The sequence below is a fragment of the Microbacterium resistens genome, from assembly GCF_031456305.1.
GTDB lineage: Bacteria > Actinomycetota > Actinomycetes > Actinomycetales > Microbacteriaceae > Microbacterium > Microbacterium resistens_A.
Genome location: NZ_JAVDUM010000005.1, coordinates 239,817 through 263,269 on the forward strand (window position 1 = coordinate 239,817; position 23,453 = coordinate 263,269).

General features: G+C 71.9%; 17 protein-coding genes. 4 read left to right on the forward strand and 13 right to left on the reverse strand.

Annotated features, from left to right (window positions below; genetic code table 11):
• Positions 1-23: 23 nt before the first annotated feature.
• Positions 24-1,553: an MFS transporter gene (locus J2Y69_RS07835; RefSeq protein WP_310019289.1), complete on the reverse strand. Its 1,530-nt coding sequence runs from the start codon at positions 1,551-1,553 to the stop codon at positions 24-26.
• Between the two features lie 101 nt (positions 1,554-1,654).
• Here J2Y69_RS07835 and J2Y69_RS07840 point away from each other — a divergent pair, with 101 nt between their 5' ends.
• Positions 1,655-2,551 carry a helix-turn-helix transcriptional regulator gene (locus J2Y69_RS07840; protein ID WP_310019291.1) on the forward strand — a complete coding sequence of 299 codons (897 nt, stop codon included), beginning with the start codon at positions 1,655-1,657 and terminating at the stop codon, positions 2,549-2,551.
• 129 nt (positions 2,552-2,680) lie between these two features.
• Here J2Y69_RS07840 and J2Y69_RS07845 read toward each other — a convergent pair whose 3' ends face one another.
• On the reverse strand, positions 2,681-4,021 hold the full coding sequence (locus J2Y69_RS07845) for an MFS transporter (RefSeq protein WP_310019293.1): 1,341 nt from the start codon (positions 4,019-4,021) through the stop codon (positions 2,681-2,683).
• 85 nt (positions 4,022-4,106) lie between these two features.
• Between J2Y69_RS07845 and J2Y69_RS07850 the strand changes: the two genes are divergently transcribed.
• Positions 4,107-4,721 carry a 4'-phosphopantetheinyl transferase family protein gene (locus J2Y69_RS07850; protein ID WP_310019295.1) on the forward strand — a complete coding sequence of 205 codons (615 nt, stop codon included), beginning with the start codon at positions 4,107-4,109 and terminating at the stop codon, positions 4,719-4,721.
• Between the two features lie 730 nt (positions 4,722-5,451).
• On the opposite strand, the gene J2Y69_RS07855 is transcribed toward J2Y69_RS07850, so the two are convergent.
• The 9 genes from J2Y69_RS07855 to J2Y69_RS07895 form a co-directional block, all read right to left on the reverse strand.
• Positions 5,452-6,846: a M1 family metallopeptidase gene (locus J2Y69_RS07855; RefSeq protein WP_310019297.1), complete on the reverse strand. Its 1,395-nt coding sequence runs from the start codon at positions 6,844-6,846 to the stop codon at positions 5,452-5,454.
• Complete coding sequence (locus tag J2Y69_RS07860) at positions 6,843-10,832, reverse strand: Pls/PosA family non-ribosomal peptide synthetase (protein ID WP_310019298.1); 3,990 nt, start codon at positions 10,830-10,832, stop codon at positions 6,843-6,845. The genes J2Y69_RS07855 and J2Y69_RS07860 overlap by 4 nt, the downstream gene beginning before the upstream one ends.
• 264 nt (positions 10,833-11,096) lie before the next feature.
• Complete coding sequence (gene mnhG / locus J2Y69_RS07865; protein ID WP_310019300.1) at positions 11,097-11,489, reverse strand: monovalent cation/H(+) antiporter subunit G; 393 nt, start codon at positions 11,487-11,489, stop codon at positions 11,097-11,099.
• A complete protein-coding gene (locus tag J2Y69_RS07870) occupies positions 11,486-11,755 on the reverse strand; it encodes an MrpF/PhaF family protein (protein ID WP_310019301.1) in 270 nt (89 codons plus the stop codon). The genes mnhG and J2Y69_RS07870 overlap by 4 nt, the downstream gene beginning before the upstream one ends.
• A complete protein-coding gene (locus J2Y69_RS07875; RefSeq protein WP_310019303.1) occupies positions 11,752-12,426 on the reverse strand; it encodes a Na+/H+ antiporter subunit E in 675 nt (224 codons plus the stop codon). Before J2Y69_RS07875 ends, J2Y69_RS07870 begins: the two co-directional genes overlap by 4 nt.
• Positions 12,423-13,991, reverse strand: coding sequence for a Na+/H+ antiporter subunit D (locus tag J2Y69_RS07880; RefSeq protein WP_310019306.1), 1,569 nt, complete (start codon positions 13,989-13,991; stop codon positions 12,423-12,425). The genes J2Y69_RS07875 and J2Y69_RS07880 overlap by 4 nt, the downstream gene beginning before the upstream one ends.
• Positions 13,988-14,557, reverse strand: coding sequence for a Na(+)/H(+) antiporter subunit C (locus J2Y69_RS07885; protein WP_310019308.1), 570 nt, complete (start codon positions 14,555-14,557; stop codon positions 13,988-13,990). The genes J2Y69_RS07880 and J2Y69_RS07885 overlap by 4 nt, the downstream gene beginning before the upstream one ends.
• On the reverse strand, positions 14,557-17,529 hold the full coding sequence (locus tag J2Y69_RS07890) for a Na+/H+ antiporter subunit A (RefSeq protein WP_310019310.1): 2,973 nt from the start codon (positions 17,527-17,529) through the stop codon (positions 14,557-14,559). The genes J2Y69_RS07885 and J2Y69_RS07890 overlap by 1 nt, the downstream gene beginning before the upstream one ends.
• A 119-nt stretch (positions 17,530-17,648) precedes the next feature.
• Positions 17,649-18,725 (reverse strand): LacI family DNA-binding transcriptional regulator, encoded by a 1,077-nt coding sequence (locus J2Y69_RS07895; protein ID WP_310019312.1) that lies wholly within the window; start codon positions 18,723-18,725, stop codon positions 17,649-17,651.
• 57 nt (positions 18,726-18,782) lie between these two features.
• Here J2Y69_RS07895 and J2Y69_RS07900 point away from each other — a divergent pair, with 57 nt between their 5' ends.
• Positions 18,783-20,015, forward strand: coding sequence for an MFS transporter (locus J2Y69_RS07900; protein WP_310019314.1), 1,233 nt, complete (start codon positions 18,783-18,785; stop codon positions 20,013-20,015).
• A gap of 208 nt (positions 20,016-20,223) precedes the next feature.
• On the opposite strand, the gene J2Y69_RS07905 is transcribed toward J2Y69_RS07900, so the two are convergent.
• Together J2Y69_RS07905 and J2Y69_RS07910 are read right to left on the reverse strand one after the other, a co-directional pair.
• A complete protein-coding gene (locus J2Y69_RS07905; protein ID WP_310019316.1) occupies positions 20,224-20,946 on the reverse strand; it encodes a response regulator transcription factor in 723 nt (240 codons plus the stop codon).
• Complete coding sequence (locus J2Y69_RS07910; RefSeq protein WP_310019318.1) at positions 20,943-22,199, reverse strand: sensor histidine kinase; 1,257 nt, start codon at positions 22,197-22,199, stop codon at positions 20,943-20,945. The genes J2Y69_RS07905 and J2Y69_RS07910 overlap by 4 nt, the downstream gene beginning before the upstream one ends.
• 144 nt (positions 22,200-22,343) lie before the next feature.
• Here J2Y69_RS07910 and J2Y69_RS07915 point away from each other — a divergent pair, with 144 nt between their 5' ends.
• Entirely contained in the window at positions 22,344-23,231 is an 888-nt protein-coding gene (locus J2Y69_RS07915; RefSeq protein WP_310019320.1) for a GAP family protein, read from the forward strand.
• Positions 23,232-23,453: the final 222 nt, after the last annotated feature.

A 23,453-nucleotide genomic window follows, 5' to 3' on the forward strand; every position in this document is an offset into this window, starting at 1 on the left:
GATGCCCGTCGGCCCGACCCTCGTCATCGCCGCGGAAGGGCAAGGGCGCAGAGCGTGAAAGCGATCGCGAACGCGGCCTGCACGATCATGCAGATGGCGAGCGCGATCATGGAGGTGTCCGCGATGCTGCCCGCCGTGACACCGCTCGCCGCGACACCGCCGGCCGCAGCGGAGAGGAGTCCGCCGGCGATCGCGACTCCCAAGCCCATGGACGCTTGCTGCACGGTCTGCAGGACGCCGGATGCGGCCCCGGCGATGGCCGGAGGAACATCGGCGACCATCGCGCCGACGAGAGGCCCGAACATCAGCGCCTGCCCGACCCCGACTCCGATCAGCAGCGCCGCGAAGGTCCACGAGCTCAGCTCGGGGCGTTGCAGGAGGATGGAGCCGGCCGTGACGGCCAGCAGCGCCGCCTGGACGATGCCGCCGACGATGAGGAGCGTACGGAAGCCGACCTTGGCCGCCAGTTTCCCGGACCACACCGAGACCCCGAAGAAGCAGAGCGCGAAGGGCAGCAGGACGAACGCGGTGCGCATCGGCGACCAGCCCAGGCCGGTCTGCGCGGTGAGGGCGAAGACGAACGTGAATGCGCCGTAGGCGGACTGGAGCATCAGCGCCATGAGAATGCCGACCCGGTAGGAGCGCAGGCCGAACAGCGGCGGCGGGACCAGCGGAGCCTTCTCGCTGCGGTGTACGCGATGCTGCCATCCCCAGAACGCAGCGCCCAGCACCGGAGCGGCGATCAGCAGCGCCCAGCACCAGACCGGCCAGCCGAGTCCCGAGCCCTGCGAGAGCGGGACGAGCAGGGAGAGCATCGCTGCGCCCAGCAGCACCGTGCCGATCAGGTCCAGGGAGCGATGGCCGGGCGCGCTGGTGGACGGCACCCAGCGCAACGCCGCGAGGAAGGAGAACGCCCCCATCACGACGCTCGCGGCGAAGACGGTGCGCCACCCGGACCCGAACAGCGGGACCGACAGGAGGACGCCACCGAGGATCTGTCCCACCGCCGTCGCGCCGCCCGCGGTCGCTCCGAACCAGGCCACGGCACGGGCACGCTCGCGTCCCTCGGTGGAGGCGGTGATGGTTGCGAGCACCTGTGGGACCATCGCCGCCGCCGACGTGCCCATGAGCGCACGGGCCACGATCAACACCGTCATCGTTGGAGCGAACGTGGCCACGAGCGAGAACACGGTGAAGCTGGCCATTCCGATCAAGAACAGGCGTCGGCGTCCATACAGGTCACCGAGCCGCCCGCCGAGCACGAGAGGAACGGCGAACCCGAGCGCGTAGATGGCCACCACGAGCGACTGCTCGGCCGCCGTCGCGTCCATCGATGCCCCGATATCGGGGACGGCGATGCCCGCCGCGGCGAAGCTCACCACCGAGAGGAACAGCGCGGAAAGCGTCGCGAACAGCCCGGCTCGACCCAGCCCGCTCGACGACGACGGCGGCGGCGACGACGGAGACGACGGAGACGAGGGCGACGACGGAGTCGGCGGAGACGAGGGGAGGGGAACGGATCCGGTGCGCGGGGATGACGATGCGGTACTCACCCGTCGATCGTGCGCGACGGGTGATCCAGGTACCAGAAGCCTGGTTATGGGGGTACCAGCCGAACCTGGATAAGTTCGCCACGATGCCTCAGCATGGAATCGTGACAGACACCGGCTCCGCGATCATGCGCCGAGAGCTCGGCGATTTCCTGCGCAGTCGGCGGGAGCGTCTGACCCCCGAGCAGGTGGGGCTGCCCTCCACCGGACGCCGTCGCACTCCGGGGCTGCGGCGCGAAGAGGCCGCCGTCCTCGCGGGCGTCGGGGTGACCTGGTACACGTGGCTCGAGCAAGGCCGCGCGATCAACGTGAGCATGCAGGTCGTCACCGCGATCGGTCGTGCGCTCCGCCTCGACGACGAGGAGTCACAGCACCTTCTCCGCCTCGCGGGGATGCAGCAGGCAGAACTCGACGCCGTTGCCTGCGATCCCGCCCTGCTCGCCGCCTTCCAGCCCGTGCTCGACAAGCTCGACCCATACCCCGCCTGCCTGCAGACGCCCCTGTTCAGCGTCATCGCCTACAACAGGACATACCGGCATCTCTTCACGGACATGGATGCGATACCCGCTGAGGATCGGAACTGCGCCGTGAAGTTCTTCACCGACCCGTCGTGGCGCGACCGCTACGTGGACGCCGACGTGGTCGCGACGCGAATGGTGGCGAGAATGCGCGCGGCGGTGAGCTCCGGCGCGAACGGCTCGGAGACCGCGCTCGTGATCGATCGCCTGCTCGACCAGTCCGATGAGTTCATGCACCTCTGGAGACGGCACGACGTCCTCCTCCAGCACTACGACGTGAAGCGCATCGACAGCCCTCTCGTCGGCCGGCTCAGCCTGAGCTTCGTCTCGACTCAGGTCGCGGAGACGGGGCACCGATTGACGATAATGACCCCTGAGGACGGCCAGACACGTGATCGCCTGGAACAGCTCTCGGCCCTCGCCTCCGAACCACCTCCCTCGACAGTCTCGCCACGTCGGATGACTGCACCGCTGTCGGACTGATCGCACGAATCGGGCCGACAGCGTTGACTTCGTCCGACGGGACGGAGTCCGGGTGCTGCGCTGCGCGGCGGGGCGCGCGGTGGGGCACGGCGTGGCGGGGCGCGCGGCGGGGCGCGGGACGGAGTCGGATCAGGACGCGGCGGAGGGGCGCACGGCGCGACGGGCGATCAGGGCGATGCCGAGGGCCGAGGCGAGGAAGATCGCCGCGAGCGCCACCCACCCCGGGAACCCGAGCGAGATGGCGGTCGCGTTGACCACGATCGGCGAGGCCAGCGCCCCGATCGAGAACCCCATGCCGAACACGCCCTGGTAGGCGCCGGCGCGCACCGGATCGGCGAGCTCGAAGCTCAGGCCCCAGCCGCCCGCCTGCGAGAGGATCTCTGCGAACGTGTGCACGATCGTCGCCGTGATGAGCACCAGGACCGCGAATCCGACCGGCAGCCCCGCCGCCGAGGCATAGACGAGGCACGCCGCGGCCATCAGCCAGCCGGCGATCGCCGTGACCCGGCCGGCGATCCGCACGTCGTGGGTGTTCCTCGACATCGGCACCTGGAACGCCACGACCAGGACCGTGTTGACGATCAGCAGCACCGAGACGAGGACGTCCGGCGCACTCGTCTTCTGGGTGATCCAGAGCGGCACGCCCAGCTCCGCCACCCCGAACTGCATCCCGAAGACGGCGGAGAGGAGTGTCAGCAGCAGATAGCGCGGGTCGCGCCACGGCGACCGCGCCCGCCAGTCCCTCCGCTGCTCCCGCGCGGCGGCCGCGGTGGCGACGGTGTCCAGGGTGCCGGTCTCGGTCGTCACGGCCGTCTCCGGTCGGGGCGGGGCGTCGACCGCGGAGGGCAGCCGCAGCAGCGGGATGGCCCCGGCCGCGCACAGGATCCCCGCAGCGATGATCACCACACGGTAGGCCTCGGCCGTGCCGATCGCGAGGGCGATCGCGGCGAAGCCGGAGCCCGCGGCGATGGAGAGGTTCGTGACCGTGCGGAGCACCGCCCTGGCGTGCACCCGACGATCGCCGACGAAGCCGCGCGCGATGATCGCGGACCTCGACGAGTGGCTGAGTGCATCGAAGAAGCCGCCGAGCGCCGCCACGATCAGGGCCGCCGCGAACATGCCGACGAAGGCATAAGCCATCAGGAGCAGCCCGGCGAGCACCTCGAAGACGAAGGTGATGCGGCGGGCGCTCCACCGGTCGGCGAGCCAGCCGCCCAGGAACGACGCCAGCACCGACACGCCGCTCGACGCGGCGAGCACGATGGCGGCGTCCGCGCCGCTGAGCCCGACGATCCGCGTGAAGTACAGCACCGTGACGGCGAGGAAGACGCCTCGCCCGATCCGCGAGACCGCCGTGGACGCCACCAGGGCGCGCAGCACCGGATCCGACAGCGATCCCCGGATCCGCTGCCGAAGCGACGGCGCGACGATCGGCGTCTCGGCGGTGTCGGCAGCGGGGAAATCGGGCACAGGAAATCCTTACATGCGCCACCGACATCGCGCGCCGGCCACGGCACGGGCCCCCTCGGGCCATCGCCCCGCCTACGCTGGAGGCGTGCGCAGTCAGATGCTCCGCCGCGGTCCGATCCTCCTCGCCTGGGCGGACGCCCCCCAGCGAGCGGCGGGACGGACGAGCGGGCGCATGCTGCTGCGGCTCCTCGTCGAAGCCGTCGCGCCCGGCTCCGACCCGCTGATCGAGCGGCGCTGCCCGCGGTGCGGCGCGGAGGACCACGGCCGGCTCCACGCCCCGCACGCGCCGGTCGTCCTCAGCGCGAGCCACGCCGAGGGGCTCGTCGTGGTGGCGGCCGTCCACATCGACGACGCCGCGACGGTCGGGGTCGACGTCGAGGCCCTGACCGGGCGTTCACCTCTCGACGAGCTCGCACCGCTGTTCGCCCCCGCGTCACCGCCGACCGTCGCCGGCTGGACCCGGATCGAGGCCGTCCTCAAAGCCGACGGCCGGGGCCTTCGCGTCGCCCCGGGCGATGTCCGATTCGCCCCCGGACTCCACGACGCACGGCTCCCCTCCCCGCTACACGGTCCCGGTGGGTCGAAGGCCGAAGACGTCGGCACCCTGCTCGCGACGGTTCCCGGCGGCGGACTGTTCGAAGTCGTCACTCTGGACGCCATCCCCGGGACGGCGCTGAGCATCGCCATCGACGCCCGCTGAGGGACGCTGCCCGCTTCTCCTCCCTCGCCTCTTGCTGGCCATCAAGTCCGTCGGATCATTCCACTCCTGTCGGACCGATCCGGGGATTCAGTCCGACCAGAGTGCAATGGACCGACCAGATGTGCTGACCAGGTTGCGCCGCCTCCCGGCACGCGCCATAGCCCGCCTCGGCCCGCGTCAGTCCGCCTCAGCCCGCAGCTGCTCTTCAATCCGTCGGATCAATGCACCGCTGTCGGACCGATTGCCCATTCCAGGCCGACCAGAGTGCAACCGGCCGACCAGGATGCGCTCTCCTGCCCCGCCGTGGCATGAGACTGACAAAGTCAGCCTGCCCGCGAGCCCCTTGGACACAGCGCCGCCCATCGAGTCATCCCCAGATCAGCTCACCAACCCGTCACCTCTCATGCCCCCGTAACCTCATGCAGCCCGTCGGCCTCATGCACCCCTGTCGGGTGGATTGGCGGATTCAGTCCGACAGAAGTGCGATCGGCCGACCGTGGTGAGTTGGCCGGGCCGAGAACAGGTCGGCTGAACAGAGGCACTGCTGTCGGCCCGGCGCACCGCTGTCGGCCCGATCCGCGAGTTCCATCCGACCAGAGTGCAACCGGCCGACAGAGCGCAACCGTCCGACCAAAGTGACACTGCCCGACCAGAGTGAGAGACCACCCGACCAGATCGACCAGCCGCTCCCCCGGCCACCCAGCCCCCAACCCGCCAACCCCCACCCGCTTCAGCGCAGGGGGCCCGCATTCCGGGGGTTGACGATCAGCGCCTCGGTCACGGGGGCTGCGATGTCGGCGGCTCCGGGCGTCGAAGGCCCTGCATCGGGCAGATGCGGCAGAGCCGCCCGATCGAGCCAGGCGTCGAACAGCGAGCTCACCCGCTCGGCGAGGGCGGCTCCCACCCGGGAGACGACGAAAGCCCGGAAATCCGCGGTCGTCACGGCTCTCCCGCTGTTCATGCCCGTCCAGGCATGGATCATCCCGAAGAACTCCGCGTCCCCGATCGTGAGGCGGAGCGCGTGCAGGGTGAGCGCGCCTCGCTTGTAGACGCGGTCGTCGAACATGAGGTCGGGACCCGGATCCGACAGCACCAGGTCCTGCGGCGACGCCGAGAGCGCCGACCAGTGCCCCAAAGCCTTCGCGTGGGCGGAGTGGCCGCCCGAGCGCTCGGCCCAGATCCACTCCGCGTAGCAGGCGAAGCCCTCGTTGAGCCAGATGTCCCGCCACCGCGCGACGCCGACGCCGTTCCCGAACCACTGGTGCGCCAGCTCATGCGCGATCAGCCGTTCGAGGCCGCCGAGACCGTCGATGTGGTTCGCACCGAAGATCCCCATCCCCTGCGCCTCGAGCGGGATCTCCAGGTCGTCGGCGGTCACGACGACCCGGTAGGCCGGGAGCGGATACGGACCGAACGCCTCCTGGAACACCGCCATCATCCGGGGGAGCGTCGCGAGATCCGCGTGCGTCCGCGCGGCGAGCGGCCGGGGGAACAGGATCTCTCCGCGCACTCCGTCCAGGTCCACCGCCTCCCGCACGTACCGGCCGATCTGGACCGACATGAGGTAGCTCGGCGTCGGCAGGTCCTGCGCGAAGACCCAGGTCGTGCGCGCACCGCGCGTGCTCCGCGATACCGGTTCGGCGACGGCGACCTCGTATCCGGCATCCGTCGTGAGCCGCACCGAATAGGCGGACCTGTCCGCGGGCACGTCGTTGCAGGGGAACCAGGTGGGCGCCCCCGTGGGCTGTGAGGCGACGATCACGCCGTCCTCCAGCTCCTCCCACCCGAGCGTCCCCCACCGCGTCCGCCGCGGACGGGGGGCACCGGCGTAGGCCACCGTGATCTCGAACCCCTCCCCGGCGGCGAGCTCCCGACCGAGCGAGACCTTCAGCTTGTGGTCCCCCTGCCGGAAGGACGCTCGGCCGTCGCCGGACACCCGCACCCGGCTCGCACGGAGGCCGGAGAGGTCGAGCGAGACGCTCCGGGTCGGCTGGACGGTCATGCCCCTGATCACCGCCGTCCCGGAGAGCCGGTTCGTGGTCACCCGGTAGTCGATGTCGAGGTCGTAGTGCTCCACACGGATTCGCGGATCGCCGTTGTGCGGCGTATATGCGTCCGCGTTCATGCGTCGGTGGCCTGATACGAACGGACGCGCACCGCCCGCCACGGACCGATCGGGTTGCCGCTCCACCTGCTGCCGACGGGGACGGTCTCGCCCCGCATCACGAGCGATGCGGGGCCGACCGTCGCGTCGGCCCCGATCGTCGCGGCGGGCAGGATCACGCTGTGCGGACCGAGGGTGGACCCCGGTCCGAGCGTGACGGTGTCGATGCTCATCACACGATCATGGAACAGATGGGTCTGAACCACACATCCGCGGTTCACGGTCGCACCGTCGCCGAGGGTCACGAGGTCGGGCTCCGGGAGCCAGTAGCTGTCCGTCCACACGCCCTTCCCGATCCGCGCGCCGAGCGTCCGCAGCCACATCGCGAGCGCCGGGGTGCCGGCCGCCGCGTTCGCGAACCAGGGTGCCGCCATCATCTCGGTGAAGGTGTCGGCAACCTCGGTGCGCCAGACGAAGCTCGACCAGAGCGGATGCTCCCCCGGCCTGATCGGCCCGACGAAGGCCCACTTCGCGGCGGTGGTGACGACGGCGGCCACGGCGCCCGCGACCAGCAGCACAGGACCGGAGAGCAGCACGGTCCAGCCGATCCCGACGCCCTCCGCAAGCGCGGCGAGGACGAGGAGCACCCCGGCCCCGAGCGCGCAGGTGAGCACGACGGGAACGATCCGGCAGAGCTCCCAGAGCCCTCGGGCGAGGCGGAGCGAGGCCCGGGGGCTGTAGGTCCGCTCACGGTCGGCCTCGTTCACCACGCGACGAAGGCGCACCGCGGGCGAGCCGAGCCAGGAGGATCCCGCCTTGGCCTTCTGCGGCGCGACGGACAGCACGGCCACCAGACCGTCCTTGGGCACGCGGTGCCCCGCCCCCGCCATGCCGGAGTTGCCGAGGAAGGCGCGCTTGCCGATCCGCACGCGCGCCAGCCGCATCCATCCGCCGCCCAGCTCGTAAGTGGCGACCATCGTGTCGTCGGCGAGGAAGGCGCCGTCGTCGATCGTCGTCATGGACGGCAGCAGCAGCACGGTGGACGCCTCGACGTCCTTGCCGACTCCGGCGCCGAGCGCCCGCAGCCAGACCGGGGTGAGGAGGCTGGAGTACAGCGGGAAGAGCAGCGTCCTGGCCGAGTCCAGCAGGCGCTCGGTCGCCCAGGCCTGCCAGGCGATCCGGCTGCGGATCGGATGCACGCCCTCGCGCATCCCGATCGCGAGCAGCCGGACGGCCCCGAGCACGCACACCGCGAAGACCAGCCCCACGACGAGCGTCGCCGGCACCAGCCAGACGAGGAGCCCTGGGACCGCCTCCGCGATCGTCGCCGCTCCCCGCGCGCCCTGCACGAGGACGATCGCCCCCGCCGCGAACGCGATCACCGGGAGCAGCCCGAGACCGAGCGAGGACGCGGCGTACACCCACAGCCACCGTCGCGGAGCCGGTGGACGCTCGGGGGCGAGCGGCGCGCTCCTCCCGCCGACGCGGACCGCGGGCGAGCCCGCCCAGCGCTGGTGGGCCCTGACGCGCCCGAAGACCGCGGACCCCGGAGCGATCTCGGCGCCGCGGCCGATCTTCGTCCCCGGCGCCAGGGTGCTCCGCGCGCCGATCACGGCCCCCGCGCCGATGTGGATGGCACCGATCCGGACCGTGTCGCCGTCGATCCAGTAACCGGAGAGGTCGACCTCCGGCTCGATCGCGGCACCCGCGCCGATCCGGAGCATCCCGGTGACCGGCGGCAGGGTGTGCAGGTCCACGTCCGGCCCGAGCCGCGCGCCCAGCGCCCGCGCGTAGTACGAGACCCATGGGGCGCCGGCGAGGCCGACCGGATCGATCTGATGGCTCACCTGCTCCGCCAGCCACAGCCGCAGGTGGACGCCGCCGCCGCGCGGATAGTCGCCGGGTCGGAGGCCGGCGAGCAGGGTCCGCGCCGCAGCCGCGGCGAGCGCCATGCGGCCGAGCGGCGTCGCAAACACCAGGAGGCCGACGATCAGCAGCCACAGCGGTGCGGTCGGCAGGAAGCCGAACCCGGGGAAGAGGTTGAGGATGCTCCCGGCGGTGAGCGCCCAGAGCACCCACCGGATGCCGCTCAGGACGAGCAGCGGCGCCCCGGCGAGGGTCTGGATCCACTGCATCCGCCGCGGCGTCGGGACCGCGGTGTGGAAGGAGGCGGGGGCGGACGCCTCCTCCGCATCCGTCTCGGTCTCGACCGCGTCGGCCATCCGACGCAGCCGCGGGAGGTCGTACACGTCGGCCATCGTGAACTCCGGCGCGCGGACCCGGATGCGCGAGACGAGCTGGGCCGCGGCGAGCGATCCGCCGCCGAGCTGGAAGAAGTCGGCGTCCTCGTCGGCCGGGCGGGTGCCGAGGACGGCGAACCACTGCTCGGCGAGCCAGGCCGCGGTCCCCGTGAGCGTGGAGTCGGCGGCGTCCGGATCCGTCAGCGGCCAGGGCAGCGCCGCCTTGTCGACCTTGCCCGAGGTCCGCACCGGCAGCTCGTCCATCACCGCGAGCAGCGGGATGAGCGGGGCAGGGAGCGTCTCGGCGAGCTCGGCGCGCGCGGTGTGCCTGTCGAAGCCGTCGACCGGAACGACGTAGCCCACGAGCAGCGGGATCCCGCCCTCGGAGCGCTGCACGACCACGGTCGCGGCCGAGACGGCGGTGAGCCCTTGGAGGGCGGCCTCCACCTCGCCGAGCTCGATCCGGCGTCCGCCGATCTTGACCTGGTCGTCCGCACGGCCCTGGAAGACGAGCCCCTCGGGGTCCGAGCGGACGAGGTCGCCCGAGCGGTAGGCGCGGTCCCAGCCGAGCGTGGGCATCGGCGCGTACTTCTCCGCGTCCTTCGCCGGATCGAGATAGCGCGCGAGGCCGACGCCCCCGATGATCAGCTCGCCCGCCTCGCCGTCCGGGACGCGCTCCCCCGCCGCATCGACGACCGCCAGCTCCCAGCCGTCCAGCGGGAGGCCGATCCGCACCGGCGCACCGGCCCGCAGCGCGGGGCCGTCCATCCGCGCAGCGCACGCCACGACCGTCGCCTCGGTCGGGCCGTAGGTGTTCCAGACCTCGCGGTCATCGTCTGCGAGACGGGCCGCGAGCTCCGGCGGCAGCGCCTCGCCGCCGAAGATCAGCAGCCGAAGGTTCTCGATGGCGTCCTGCGGCCAGAGGGCGGCGAGGGTCGGGACGGTGGAGACCACCGTGATCCCGTGCCCGACCAGCCAGGGGCCGAGGTCCTCGCCGGAGCGGACGAGCGCGCGAGGGGCGGGCACCAGGCACGCACCGTGGCGCCAGGCGAGCCACATCTCCTCGCAGGACGCGTCGAAGGCGACCGAGAGCCCGGCCAGCACCCGATCGCCCGGCCCGAGCGGGGCGTCCTGCAGGAACAGGTTCGCCTCGGCGTCCACGAACGCGGCGGCGGATCGATGGCGGACGGCCACGCCCTTCGGGACGCCGGTCGACCCGGACGTGAAGATGATCCAGGCGTCCTCGTCGACCGTGGGCGGATCGATCGTGGCGATCGCGACGGAGTTCGGATGCGGGTCTGCGTCGTCGAACAGGCCGGCGGCACCGGCCCCGCCGGGATCGGATGCGATACCCGCGGCGGATGCGACGCCCTCGGCGGGCGCGACGGACGGCAGAAATGCGCCGCCCTCGCCGATCACGCCACGGACCCCCGCCTCCCCGAACACCAGGTCGGCGCGCTCCTGCGGATCGTCCGCGTCGACCGGCACGTACGCGGCGCCCGCGGCCATGATCCCGAGGATCGCGAGATACAGTCCCCGGTCGCCGGACGGCATGCGCACGCCCACCCGGTCGCCACGCCGGACCCCGTGGTCGCGCAGCTGCCCCGCCGTCCGCCAGACCCTCGCAAGCAGCTCGCCGTAGCTGAGCGCACCGTCCGCGTCCTCGATGGCCGAGGCGTTCGGATGCCGTGCCGCCGTCTCGGTGAGGATGTCGATCAGCGTGCGCGGAGCGGTCGCCCGCGCGGCACGGTCGAGGGTCTCTTGCATCGTCCACCCGGGTCTGTTCGCGACGGTCGCACACCGGACGGCGTGCGCGGCCACCGTACAGACGCCAGGGAAACAGCAGGTAACGCGACGCACCGGGCCGTCTCATCGCATTCTGTCGGACCGATGCATGTCTGTCGGACAGATTCAGGGATCCGGTCCGACAGGAGTGCATCGGTCCGACCAGATGGGTGCCGGAAACCGGCCAGGCCGGAGCAGGCCAGGCCAGAGCAAACCGGGCAGGCAGGCAGGGACGAGCGGGGCCGATCAGCCGCCGGCGGCGGGCGGGGTCTCGCGGGACTCGGCCAGCTCGTCCACCACGAGGGAGCGGCGATCGATCGTGCCGTTGCGGTAGGCCTGTCTGCCGACCATGTGCGCGGACAGCGGCGCGGTGGCGAACTGCATGAGCACGACGGGCACCACCAGCGCCACCCCGAGCAGGATCCCGATCACGGAGCGCTGCGACAGCGCGATGGCGATGCAGATGACCAGCAGCCCGAGCACCTGCGGCTTGGTCGCGGCGTGCAGGCGCGTCGGCACGTCACGGAAGCGCAGCAGCCCGATCGCGGCGGTGAGGCAGAGCAGGGCGCCGAGCAGCACGAGCACCCAGACGGTGGCGTCGATCACGGCGTCGGGGATGCGGAACTCGAACACGTTCATGGCGTCGTGTTGTCCCTTCTGGCCACATACCGGGCCACCGAGATCGATCCGAAGACGCCTACCGCGGCGACGATGAGCAGCACGGGCAGCGTGCGCGTGTGGTGGTTGATGGCCATCTCGGCGCCGAGCACGCAGATCACCTCGGTCAGCAGCACGTCCGAGGCGACGGCGCGGTCGAGGATCGACGGGCCGATCACGATCCGGGCGACGGTGAGGATCGCGGCGACGCCGAAGACGACCATGATCACGATGAGCAGCGGATTCACGACCCCTCCCCTCTCGCGGGACCGCGTCCCGCCGATGCCCCCGGTACGGATCGACCGGATCGCCCGTCCCGACCGGATCGCCCGTCCCGCTCCTCGCGCGCGTCCCCGCGGCCGTTCCACTCGTCGGCGCGCAGGGCGCGGTACTGGGCGGGCGTCCCGAGCGCGCGCACGATCCGCCGCTCCCACCGCAGCACGCCCTCGCGCTGCCGGTCGACGTCGGCGCGGGAGCGCACCCCGATCACGTGCAGGTAGAGCGTTCGGGTGTCGCGGTCGGCCTCGACCACGAGCGACCCGGGGATGAGCGAGGACGTGACGGCGACGTGCGTCATCATCAGATCGTCGGCGTATCGCAGGGGCACGGCGACGATCGCCGCGCCCGGCTGACGCCACGGGTTCAGCACCTGCACGGCGACGCTCAGCGAGCCGAGCACGACGGCGGCGAGGAACTGCACGGCCAGGATCGCGGCCCACCAGAGGTTGACCCGCCCCGACAGCTCCACGGTGGGGAGGCGGAAGACCCTGGTCACGAAGACCGCGACGATCACGCCCGTCACCAGCGAGAGCGCGGTGAACTGCCCCCACAGCAGCATCCACAGCACGATCAGCCAGATCAGGAAGGGGAGCTGCTCGCGGATCTCGCGCCAGAGGCCGCGCTTCGCCTCGCGGCTCACGGTGCGTCCTCCTCGGCGGTGGCGCCGTCCCACGGCACGACGGTGACCGGCTCCAGCAGGGCGTCGCCGATGCGGTCGCACAGGGCGTAGATGGGCCCGGCGAAGACCGTCAGCGAGAGCGTGACGGCCACCATGCCGCCCGTCGCGAGCGTCATGATCCGCGGGATGCGGCGCCGTTCCTGCTGCTCCTCGGCGGCCGGGGCGTTGTCGAGGTAGGCGATGCGCTCGCGGGTCTCGACCGCGTCGTCCTCGTCCTCGCGCCAGAACGCGAGGTTCCAGGCGCGCATGAGCGCGTAGAGGGTGAGGATGGACGTGACGATGCCGCCGACGATCAGCACGATCATGAGCGGCGTCCCCACCGAGGCCGCGGCCTCGAACAGCGCGAACTTGCCGATGAACCCCGAGAACGGCGGGAGCCCGCCGAGGTTGATCGCGGGGACGAAGTACAGCACGGCGATGACCGGGGCCGCCTTCATGAGCCCCTTGACGCGCAGGATCGACGTGCTGCCCGCCCGTCGCTCGATCAGCCCGACCGCGAGGAACAGGGTGGTCTGCACGACGATGTGGTGGACGATGTAGTACACCGTCGCGCCGATCGCCGCGGGCGTCGCGATCGCGAGGCCGAACACCATGTAGCCCACGTGGCTGACCAGGGTGAAGGACAGGATCCGTTTCAGCTCCGCCTGCGCCACGGCGCCCAGGACGCCGATGATCATGGTCGCGAGCGCCACGATCAACAGCACGGTGTCGATGCTGTTCGATGCGAACAGCTGCGTCTCGGTGCGGATCAGCGCATAGACGCCGACCTTGGTGAGGAGCCCGGCGAACACCGCCGTGACGGGCGCGGGGGCCGTGGGATAGGAGTCGGGCAGCCAGAACGACACGGGGAAGACGGCCGCCTTGATCCCGAACGCGATCACGAGCAGCAGGTGCAGCACGAGCTGGGTGTCCTGCGGGAGCTCCCCCATCCGCTGCGCGATCTGCGCCATGTTCACGGTGCCGAGGGCGCCGTAGATCATCGCGATCGCGGCGAGGAAGAGGATCGACGACACCAGCGACACGACGATGTACACGGCCCCGGTGCGGATCCGGGACTCGGTGCTCCCCAGGGTGATGAGGACGTACGAGGCGACGAGGAGGATCTCGAAGCCGACGTAGAGGTTGAAGAGGTCGCCCGCGATGAACGCGTTGAAGATGCCCGCGGAGAGGATGAGGTACGAGGGGTTGAAGATCGAGATCGGCGTCTCCTCGGCGCCGTCCGCCGAGCCCTGGCCGATGGAGAACAGCAGCACCGCCAGCAGCACGATGCTCGAGATCAGCACGAGCAGGGCCGCGAACCGGTCCACGTACAGGACGATCCCGAACGGCGCGGGCCAGCCGCCCACCTCCACCGCGATCGGGACCGATCCGTCGATCGTCACGAGGAGCACGGCCGCGATCACCGAGACGACCGCGAGGGTGATGACCGAGACGATCACCTGCACGCGCGTGTTCCGGCCGAACACGAGCGTCACGGCGGCGCCGAGGAGCGGCAGGGCCACCAGCAGCGGGACGAGAGCGCTCATCGATCACCCTCCCCCAGGTCTGGTCCGTCCTGTCCTGGTCCGTCCGCCCGGTCCTGAGGCGGCCGGAACGGCATATCGGTCGGGGCATCGTCCACGATCGTGGCGAGGTCGCGGTGGTGCAGGATCCGGATCGGCGACGTGTCCACGCCCACGAAGTCGGTGGTCGCCTCGTCGTCGGACAGGTCGACCTCGTCGTCCATGAGGTCCTCTTCGACCTCGGTGCGCTCGCGCAGCGCGATGTCGTCCTCGTCGTCCTCCACGGTGTCGGCCCTGCCCAGCTGCCACGACCGGTAGATGAGGGCGAGGAGGAAGGCCGAGACGGCGAAGGTGATCACGATGGCCGTGAGCGTGAGGGCCTGCGGCAGCGGGTCGCTGACCTCGCCCTCCGCGCCGAAGAACGGGGCGACGCCCGGCCGCCCCATCACGATCATCAGGAGCAGGTTCGTGGCGTTCCCGAGAAGGAGGAAGCCGATGAGGACGCGGGTGAGGCTCCGCTCCAGCATCGCGTACACGCCGCACGCGAAGAGCACGGCCATGATCACGATGAGGGCGAGCGAGACGTCCATCAGACGCTCACCCCCCGGGCGCGCAGCTCCTGGGTCTGCCGGTCGACCTCCGCGCCGAGGCTGCGGAGCACGTCGAGCACGAGGCCGATCACGACGAGGTACACGCCGATGTCGAAGATGGTGGAGGTGACGAACTCGATGTGTCCGATCACCGGGATCTCCGCCTCCCAGAAGGTGCTCGCCAGCGGCGGGAGACCGAACAGGAGCGGGATGACGGCCGTGCCGACGGCGAGGATGAGGCCTGCCCCAAGGAGCCGTCCCGCGTCGGTCGGGGACGCGGCGCCGAGCTCCCACCGACCTCCCGCGATGTAGCGCATCACGAGGGCCATGCCGGCGACGAGCCCGCCGGCGAAGCCACCGCCCGGCGCGTTGTGCCCGGCGAAGAGCAGGAAGATCGACACGACGATGATCGTGTGGAAGAGGATGCGCACGATCACCTCGAGCAGGATCGAGCGGTTCTCCGGCTTCATCTGCGTCCCGCCGACGAGCCAGGCGCGCTGGGCGCCCTTGTTCTCGGCCGTCTGGAAGCGCAGGCCGTCCGTGGTCTCGACCAGCGGGCGGCGGCGGCCCAGGCGGCGGCCTCGGCCCTTGCCCTGCGTCGACGAGTCGGGGAGGGCGCTGATGCTGGAGAGCCGGTCGGCCCGGTGGGTGACGAAGACGAGGGATGCGACGCCGGTCGCGGCGAGCACGAGGACGGACAGCTCCCCCATCGTGTCCCAGCCGCGGAGGTCGACCAGCGCCACGTTGACCACGTTCTTGCCGTGCCCGTACTGGTAGGCGAGCTCCGGGAACGCCTCCGAGATCGGCTCCGCCACGCGTGCGCTCGTCGCGAGCACGGCCACGAGCGCCATGGTCAGGCCGACGGCGGCGCCCAGCACCGCACGAGGGAGCCGCCCGACCGAGGCGTTGTGCTCGCCCATCTGCGCCGGGAGGCGCCGCAGGACGAGCGCGAAGGTGACGAGGGTGACGGTCTCGACGAGGATCTGCGTCAGCGCGAGATCCGGCGCGCCGCTCGTCGCGAAGAGCACGACCATGCCGAGCCCGGTCACCGAGACCAGGACCACGCCGGTGTACCGCTTGCGGGCGCGGACCGCGACGATGCCCGCCACGATCATGATCGGCGCGACGACGAGCTGGATCGGGGTGTGCCAGGCGCTGAGCTGCGCCCTGGCCGTGTCGCCCGCGATCAGCGCGGTGAGCTCGGCGCCCACGACGACGATGAAGATCGTCCCGACGTAGACCGGCAGCGAGCCGCGCTGGGTGAGGCCGGTCGTCAGCACCGACAGCCGGTCGATCCCGCGCATGACGACGTAGTAGACGTCTTGGGCGGTGAACCGCAGGAGGCGGGGGCCCGCGTCCCAGCCCTTCCGGATCGTCAGGACGAAGAGGCCGAGCCCCAGGACCACGGCGCCGAGGGAGAGGAACAGCGCGGGGGCGAACCCGTGCCACAGCGCGAGATGCCCCGGCGACAGCACCTCGCCGTCGAATCCGGGCGCCTGCGCGGTGACCGCGTACTCCGCGAAGACGAGGTCGACCATCGGGGCGCCGATGCCGACCACGAGGGACGCACCGGCGAGGACGACCGGGGCGACGAGGAAGCCGAACGGCGGATCGGGCCATTCCGTATCCGGCATATATCCGCCCTCCGGCGCCTTCTTGCGCCAGAAGGCACCCCAGAGGAAGCGCGCGCCGTAGGCGGCGGTGAGGATCGACCCGAGGACGACTCCCACGAAGGCGACGATCCCCCAGGGCGAGCCGCGCAGGGCCTCGTCGAAGAGCGCGGCGAGCGTGGACTCCTTGGCGACGAAGCCGATCGTGGGAGGGATGCCCATCATCGAGCCGACGGCGATGAACGAGGCGGTGGCCATCACCGGCGCCTGGCGCCCGACCCCGGACAGCTCGGTGATGTCTCGCGTGGAGAGCTGCCGGTCGATCACTCCGACGATCAGGAAGAGCGCGGACTTGAACAGCGCGTGCCCGACGACGAGCGCGAGTCCTGCGAGGGCGGCGTCGGGCGTCCCGTAGCCGAGCACCACGGTGAAGAAGCCGAGCTGGCTCACCGTGCCGAAGGCCAGGATGCGCTTGAGGTCGGTCTCGCGGAGCGCCTGGAAGCCGCCGATGAGCATCGTGATCACGCCGAGGCCGATCGCGATCGGTCGCCACGGGGCGGACAGCGCGAACACCGGCGCGAAGCGCGCGATGAGGTAGATGCCCGCCTTCACCATCGCCGCCGCGTGCAGATAGGCGCTGACGGGCGTGGGGGCGGCCATGGCGCCGGGGAGCCAGAAGTGGAAGGGGAAGATCGCGGACTTGCTGAGCGCCCCGACGAGGAGGAGGACGACGGCGGCGTCGACGACGGGCCCGGTGGGAGCGGCGTGCAGGATCTCGGCCATGCTGGTCGTCCCGACGTCGACGACGAGGAGGATGACCCCCACGAACATCGCCAGCCCGCCGAGCGTCGTCACCAGCAGCGCCTGGAGCGCGGCGCGCCTGCTCGTCCCTCGGCGGTGGTAGTGCCCGATCAGGAGGTAGGACAGGATGCTGGTGATCTCCCAGAACATCACGAGCAACACGAGGTCGTCGGTCAGGACGAGTCCGTACATCGCCCCTGCGAAGGCGAGGAGGACGGCGGCGAACTGCCCGAGACCTCCTTTGGATCCGCGGAAGTACCAGCGGCAGTAGAGCAGGACGAGGGCGCCGACCCCGGTCACGATGAGCGTGAGCACCCAGCCGAGCACATCCATGCGCATCGACAGCGAGAGGCCGAGCTGCGGGATCCAGGAGACCGACTCGAAGGGCACCGGCCCCTCGCCGACGTCGGCGTCCAGCACCTGAGGGGTGAGCATCACGGCATGCACGAACGCGGCGGTGGGAACCAGGGCCGCCACCGCGAAGGCACGGGGGCCGATCCAGGCCACGAGGAGCGGCAGCAGGAGTGAGGCGAGGGTGAACACAGCGAGGAGCGTCAGCATGAAACGGTCTCCTCTGGCTCGTCGGTCGTAGGCGACTCAGGCGGGCGGGTTCCTGTCCATTTTAGGGGTTTGCTGACAGCCCCTCTCCCCGATCGGTAACATGCCGATCTCGGAATACGTCAGACCGACGCCGTCGTCGTCCCCTCGCGGAACACGCAGGTGAAGCGGATCGACGCCCCCCGCTCCCCCGTCAGCATGCGCGCGACGGCCTCTCCGGCGGCGCGGCCCTTCTCCTCGGCGGGCTGAACGGCGGTGGTCAGGACGTGCCCGGCCAATCCGTCGACCCTGATCCCGTCGAAGCCCGCGACGCTCAGGTCCTCGGGCACGCGGAGGCCGAGCTCCTCGGCGGCGCGGATCACGCCGGCCGCCAGCAGATCGCTCTGGGCGACGACGGCGGTCGGGCGTGTCGCGGGGTCCGCGAGCAGGGTGCGTCCGGCGATCACCCCCTCGTCGATGAAGCTCCCCGCCGCCGAGACGACACGGGCGTCCGGGAAGACCTCGCGGGTGCCGGCCAGACGCTCGCCGGTGACCTCCACCGTCAGGGTCGCCAGGCGCTCCGCGGTCACGTCACCCCGGGTGCGGTCCGCGCTCAGGGGCAGCGTGACGATCCCGACCCGCTCGTGCCCGAGCCCGCGCAGATGACGTGCGATCTGCGCGGCGGCCTCGCGGTTGTCCAGCTCGATCCGGGGCACGTCGTCTCCGGCGTCGCCCTCGATGACCACCACGGGGAGCGCGCGCGCCCGGACGACGTCGAGGGCCGTGCGCATCCGCCCGCTGCACCCGATCAGCACGACGGCGTCGACGGGGGCCGTCGCGATCGTCGGGGCGTCGTCGGTCGCCTCGGACTCGTCGCGCAGGAGCAGCACGCCCGCGCCGAGGGCGGCGAGCGCGTCGGTCAGGCCGTCCATCATCGCGATCTTGACCGGATCGCGGAACGCGGTGCGCAGGTGCTCCTCCAGCACCACGGCCACGATCCCGCTCCTCCCTCGTCGGAGGGACGCCGCACGGGGATCCGGGCCCGCATAGCCGAGCTCGGCGGCCGCGGCGAGCACGCGGTCCCTGGTCGCGTCGGCGACCGGGGCCTTGCCGCTGAACACCACCGAGGCGGTCGAGGGCGACACTCCGGCGGTCCGCGCCACATCGGCGATCGTCGCGCGGCGATGGGTCTCCCGATCCTGCTCCGGAGAGGTGCTCATGAGTCGAGGATACGACGGGGGATGCGCGGAGTCGAATCGATTCGATACGCTCTTGTCATGGACACCGCCCTCACCCGCTCCCAGTTCGTGCGCTGGCGCACCGCGATCTTCGCGATCTTCCTCGCCAGCGGTCTGTCCATCTCCACCTGGGCGGCGCGCGTCCCCGATATCAAGGCGGCCCTGGAGATCGACAAGGCCCAGGTCGGCATGCTGCTGCTCGGCGCGGGCATCGCCTCGATCATCGGGATCTCGACGAGCCCCGCCGTGATGGCGCGCACCGGTGCGCGCAAGGGCATGCTGATGTCGCTGATCGTCGTCGCCGCGGGCGTCGGGCTCATCGGACTCGGCGCCAACGTGTTCCAGTCCTTCCCCGTCGTCCTGGCGGGCCTTGCGCTGTTCGGCCTCGGCAACGGCTGCGTCGACGTCATGATGAACGTCGAGGCCACCGCGGTCGAGCAGCACACGGGGAAGACGATCCTCCCCCTGTTCCACGCCTTCTTCAGCTTCGGGACCGTGATCGGCGCCGGCCTCGGCGCCCTGGCCGCCCAGCTGCATGTGGACGTCTCGACGCACTCGCTGGTGGTCGCGGTGCTGATCGCCGGGACCGGGATCGTCGCGGTCGCCAACGTCCCGCGGCGCGAGGAGACCCTGGATCCCGCGGCGGCGGACGCGCCGAGGCCCGCCTTCCGCGAGCGCATGCACACGACGCTCGCCCCCTGGCGCGAGCCCCGCACGTATGCGCTCGGCGTGGTGATGCTCGGCATGTCCTTCGCCGAGGGCGGGGCGAACGACTGGCTCGCGCTCGGCGTCGCCGAGGACCACGGTGCGGGTCCCGCGCTCGGGGCGGCCGCGCTGGCCGTGTTCTCGGTGGCGATGACGACCGTCCGCATCCTCGGCGGACCGCTCGTCGACCGGTTCGGACGGGTGGTGATCCTGAGGCTGTTGGCGACGACCGCGGCGGCCGGGATCCTGCTGTTCATCCTCGCGCCGAGCGTGCCCCTCGTCTTCGTCGGCGCGGCGCTCTGGGGCGTGGGGGCCTCGCTCGGGTTCCCGCTCGGCATGTCCGCCGCCGCGGACGACCCGGCCAAGGCGGCCGCCCGCGTGAGCGCCGCGGCGACCATCGGCTACATCGCCTTCCTCGGCGGCCCGCCGGTCCTCGGCTTCGTCAGCGAGCACATCGGCCTGCTGAACACGCTCTACATCCTGGCGTTCCTCGCCGTGGCCTCCGGCCTGTTCTCCGGCGCCGCTCGCCCGCTCCGCGAGGAGGAGAAGACCCGCGTCCCGGCCTGACCCCGGTTCCTGCCTGACCCGGTCCCGGCCTGACCCCTGTTCCTGCCCCGGCGTGGCAGGAAGGACGTTCCCGTCGCGATTTGTGCCGCCCCGACGCCCGACACGCGGCACAAATCGCGACGGGAAGGACCCGCTCGGCCGACAAGCGGGACGGGACCGAGGGACGGACGGGGCCAAGGGACGGAACGCAGCAAACACGCCGGGGCGGTCAGCCGCGGCGGGCGATGGCGGCGGCGTGGGAGCGGCTGCGGGCGCCGAGCTTGGCGAGGACGTTCGACACGTGGGTCTTCACGGTCGGCACCGAGATCCCGAGCCGCTCCGCGAGCTGCGCGTTGGACCATCCGCGCAGGATCCCGTCGAGCACCTCCTGCTCACGACCGGTCAGCCCCTCCGCCACACCAGCCGCCCCAGGCCCCGTCCCGGCCCCCGCGCCGGCCCCTGTGTCCGACGGAGCGCCCCCGCTGACCGGCGGCGTCGCGGACCGGGCCGCGGCGAGCGCGCGTCGGGTGACGCGGGGATCGAGCACGCCGTCGCCTGCCGCGACCGCCCGGACCGCCTCGACGAGGGCCGTCGCCTCCGTCGTCTTCAGGAGGAACCCGGCGGCGCCGGCCTGGATCGCGCCGTGCACCAGGTCGTCCTCGTCGAAGCTCGTGAGCACGAGGACGTCGGCGAGCCCCTCGGCCACGATCTCCCGGGTCGCCGAGATCCCATCGCGCCCCGGCATCCGCAGATCCATCAGGACGACATCCGGACGCAGCGCCCTGGCGTTCCGCACCGCGACGTCGCCGTCCGCCGCCTCGCCGACCACATCGAGGCCGTGCGCCTCCAGCATGATCCGCAGGGCCGCGCGGATCGCGCCGTGATCGTCGGCGATGAGCACGGTCGGCGCAGGCCGCTCCGCACCCGTCATTTCACGTTCAGGACCCGTCATGCCACGCTCCGAAGGAGTGCCGCGCGCACCGACCAGCCGTCGTCGCCCCGGGGTCCGGCCGCGAACTCGCCGCCGAGCGCCCGCACCCGTTCCGCGAGCACGGCCAGCCCCGTCCCCGACCCCGTCAGCGCCGGGTGGGATGCCCCCGTTCCGCCGCGCGAGTCGACCAGGATCCGCACCCGGTCGCCGTCGTCCCAAAGCCGCACGTCCACCTCCGCCTTCGCCGCATGACGCATGCTGTTCACCAGGGCCTCACGCACGATCCGCGCCGCGGTCTGCCCGACGATCGCCGGCAGCGGCGGGACCCCAGCGATGCCAGGGGCCCCAGCGTCCCCAAGGACCACAGCGTCCGCGCCAAGCCTGTCGTCCAGGGTCACCCGGAGACCGGCGGCCTCCGCGGTCCGCACGAACGATCCGATGTCCTCCAGACGCGGCGCGGGGGAGAGCGCGCCCTCGCCCTCCCGGAGCACGGAGATCATCGACCGCAGCGCGCCGTGCGCGTCCAGGCTCGCGTCCCGCACCGCCCGCAGCGCCGCGCGGTCGCGCGCCTCGTCCGGAGGAGTCGACAGCGCCGCCTCCGCACGGATCGCCATCGCGGACACGTGCCCCGCCACGAGGTCGTGAAGCTCCCTCGCCATCTCCTCGCGCTCGTCGCGGATCGCCTCCCGTGTCGCATCGGCCGCCCGGTCCCGCTCCAGGGCCGTCACCTCCTCGGCGCGCCCGACGGCCACCGCCCACCAGTAGTCGGTGCCGAAGAGGGTCGCCACCTGGAGCGTCACGAGGATCGCGACCCGCAGGTCCGCCGTCCGTGAGAGAGCGGCGATGAGGAAGGCGGCCGTGATCACGAGGAGCACCGCCGCGATGCGCCGCCGGACGCGAGGGAGCGCACGGTGCACGGCGTGCCAGAGGACGTCGAGGAGCACGACCAGGGATCCGAGGCCGCCGGAGGTGACCAGATCCCCGGCGAACAGCCCGGAGGCCAGGACCAGGGCGAGGATCGGGATGCGGTCGCGGAACGCGACCAGGACGCACCCCGGCAGCGAGAAGACGAGCGCCCACCACGGCGACGCCCCTTCGGCGGAGAGGCGGAACAGGTCCCACATCCCGGTGAAGCCGAGGGCCGAGGCGGCGATGCTCAGCAGCGCGATGCCGCAGGCGTCCGCGATGGATCGGGGGATGCGCCCGCGTCCGAATGGGAGGAACGACGGCGGCGCGGGGACGACCATCGACTCGGTCGCGCGCGCCTGCTCCATCGCCCCATCGAAGCACGTGGCGCGCCCGCCCGCATCGGCCGAAGGAATGAGGGGCCTCCGCTCCGACGAAAGGATGAGACCGGCGGATCGGCCTCCTCCCTTCGCCCGATCCGCTCCGCGTTGCCCGCGGGAAGGCTGGGTCGCATGGAAATCGCATCGGGCGCACCGCTCGCCCTCACCCTCGCCGTGCTGGCGCTGCTGGACGGTCTGAGCGTCGGCACGCTGCTGATCCCGGTCTTCCTGCTGCTCTCCCCCGGCAGGGTCCGCGCGGGCCGCATCCTGCTGTACCTCAGCGCGATCACGGTCTTCTACCTGCTGGTCGGGCTGCTCTTCCTGTGGGGGCTGGTGAACATCGTCGATGTCGCCGCCGACTTCCTCTCCTCCGAGGCGGGCCTGATCGCGCGCCTCGTGATCGGCGCGGCGATGCTGGTCGGCTCGTTCCTGATCCCCGGCTCGAAGAAGGACGCGGCGCCCGTCGGTGCGCCCGTCACCACGTCCGTCGCCGCGGCCGCCGAGACCGCGCATCCCGCGCATGTGAGCAGCATGGAGAGCGGGCCTGGACTCACGCCACCCGACCCGATCCCCGCCCGCCCGGCGGCCGCGACTCCCCGCCCCGGTCGCCTGATGCGCTGGCGCACGAAGCTGCTCGATCCCGCGACGCCGCCGATCGTCGTCATCGGCCTCGCGATCGCCGCCGGGCTGGTCGAGGTCGCGACGATGCTGCCCTACATCGTCGCGATGACGATGCTCGCCGACGCCGGGGTCGGCACGCCGCTGCGCATCGGGGCCCTCGCCGGATACTGCCTGCTCATGATCGCGCCGGCCCTGCTGCTCCTGGTGCTCCGGGTCGTGGCGGCCCGCGCGGTGGAGGGTCCGCTGCAGAGGCTGGCGGACTGGCTCGGGCGGACCGGATCCGAGACGACGGCCTGGATCATCGGCATCGTCGGATTCCTGATCGCGCGCGGCGCGGCGTCCGAGCTCGGCCTGTTCTCCGGCCTCGGCTCGATCTTCTCCGGCCTCGGCGGCAGCTGACCGGCCGGCCCACCCGGCCGGCGCCCGCCCGCTCCCGCCCGACCCGCCTGCCCGCTCCCGCCCGACGTCCCACGCTCCCGTCGTGTTCTCGGCCGCCTACCCCCGCTCCCGTCGCGATTTGTGCCGCTTCAAGGCCTCCGGAGCGGGCCCAAAAACCCCCGGGCGGGCCCCTTTACCGGCCCGCGGGGGCCCGGGGGGGGGGGGGGGGGGGGCAGGCGGGCC

Coding starts and splice junctions, on each gene's coding strand:
- J2Y69_RS07855 (WP_310019297.1), bottom strand. CDS start 6,846: ATGAACGCGGACGCATATACGCCGCACAACGGCGATCCGCGAATCCGT.
- J2Y69_RS07860 (WP_310019298.1), bottom strand. CDS start 10,832: ATGCAAGAGACCCTCGACCGTGCCGCGCGGGCGACCGCTCCGCGCACG.
- mnhG (WP_310019300.1), bottom strand. CDS start 11,489: ATGAACGTGTTCGAGTTCCGCATCCCCGACGCCGTGATCGACGCCACC.
- J2Y69_RS07880 (WP_310019306.1), bottom strand. CDS start 13,991: ATGAGCGCTCTCGTCCCGCTGCTGGTGGCCCTGCCGCTCCTCGGCGCC.
- J2Y69_RS07885 (WP_310019308.1), bottom strand. CDS start 14,557: ATGGACGTCTCGCTCGCCCTCATCGTGATCATGGCCGTGCTCTTCGCG.
- J2Y69_RS07890 (WP_310019310.1), bottom strand. CDS start 17,529: ATGCTGACGCTCCTCGCTGTGTTCACCCTCGCCTCACTCCTGCTGCCG.
- J2Y69_RS07895 (WP_310019312.1), bottom strand. CDS start 18,725: ATGAGCACCTCTCCGGAGCAGGATCGGGAGACCCATCGCCGCGCGACG.
- J2Y69_RS07900 (WP_310019314.1), top strand. CDS start 18,783: ATGGACACCGCCCTCACCCGCTCCCAGTTCGTGCGCTGGCGCACCGCG.
- J2Y69_RS07905 (WP_310019316.1), bottom strand. CDS start 20,946: ATGACGGGTCCTGAACGTGAAATGACGGGTGCGGAGCGGCCTGCGCCG.
- J2Y69_RS07910 (WP_310019318.1), bottom strand. CDS start 22,199: ATGGAGCAGGCGCGCGCGACCGAGTCGATGGTCGTCCCCGCGCCGCCG.
- J2Y69_RS07915 (WP_310019320.1), top strand. CDS start 22,344: ATGGAAATCGCATCGGGCGCACCGCTCGCCCTCACCCTCGCCGTGCTG.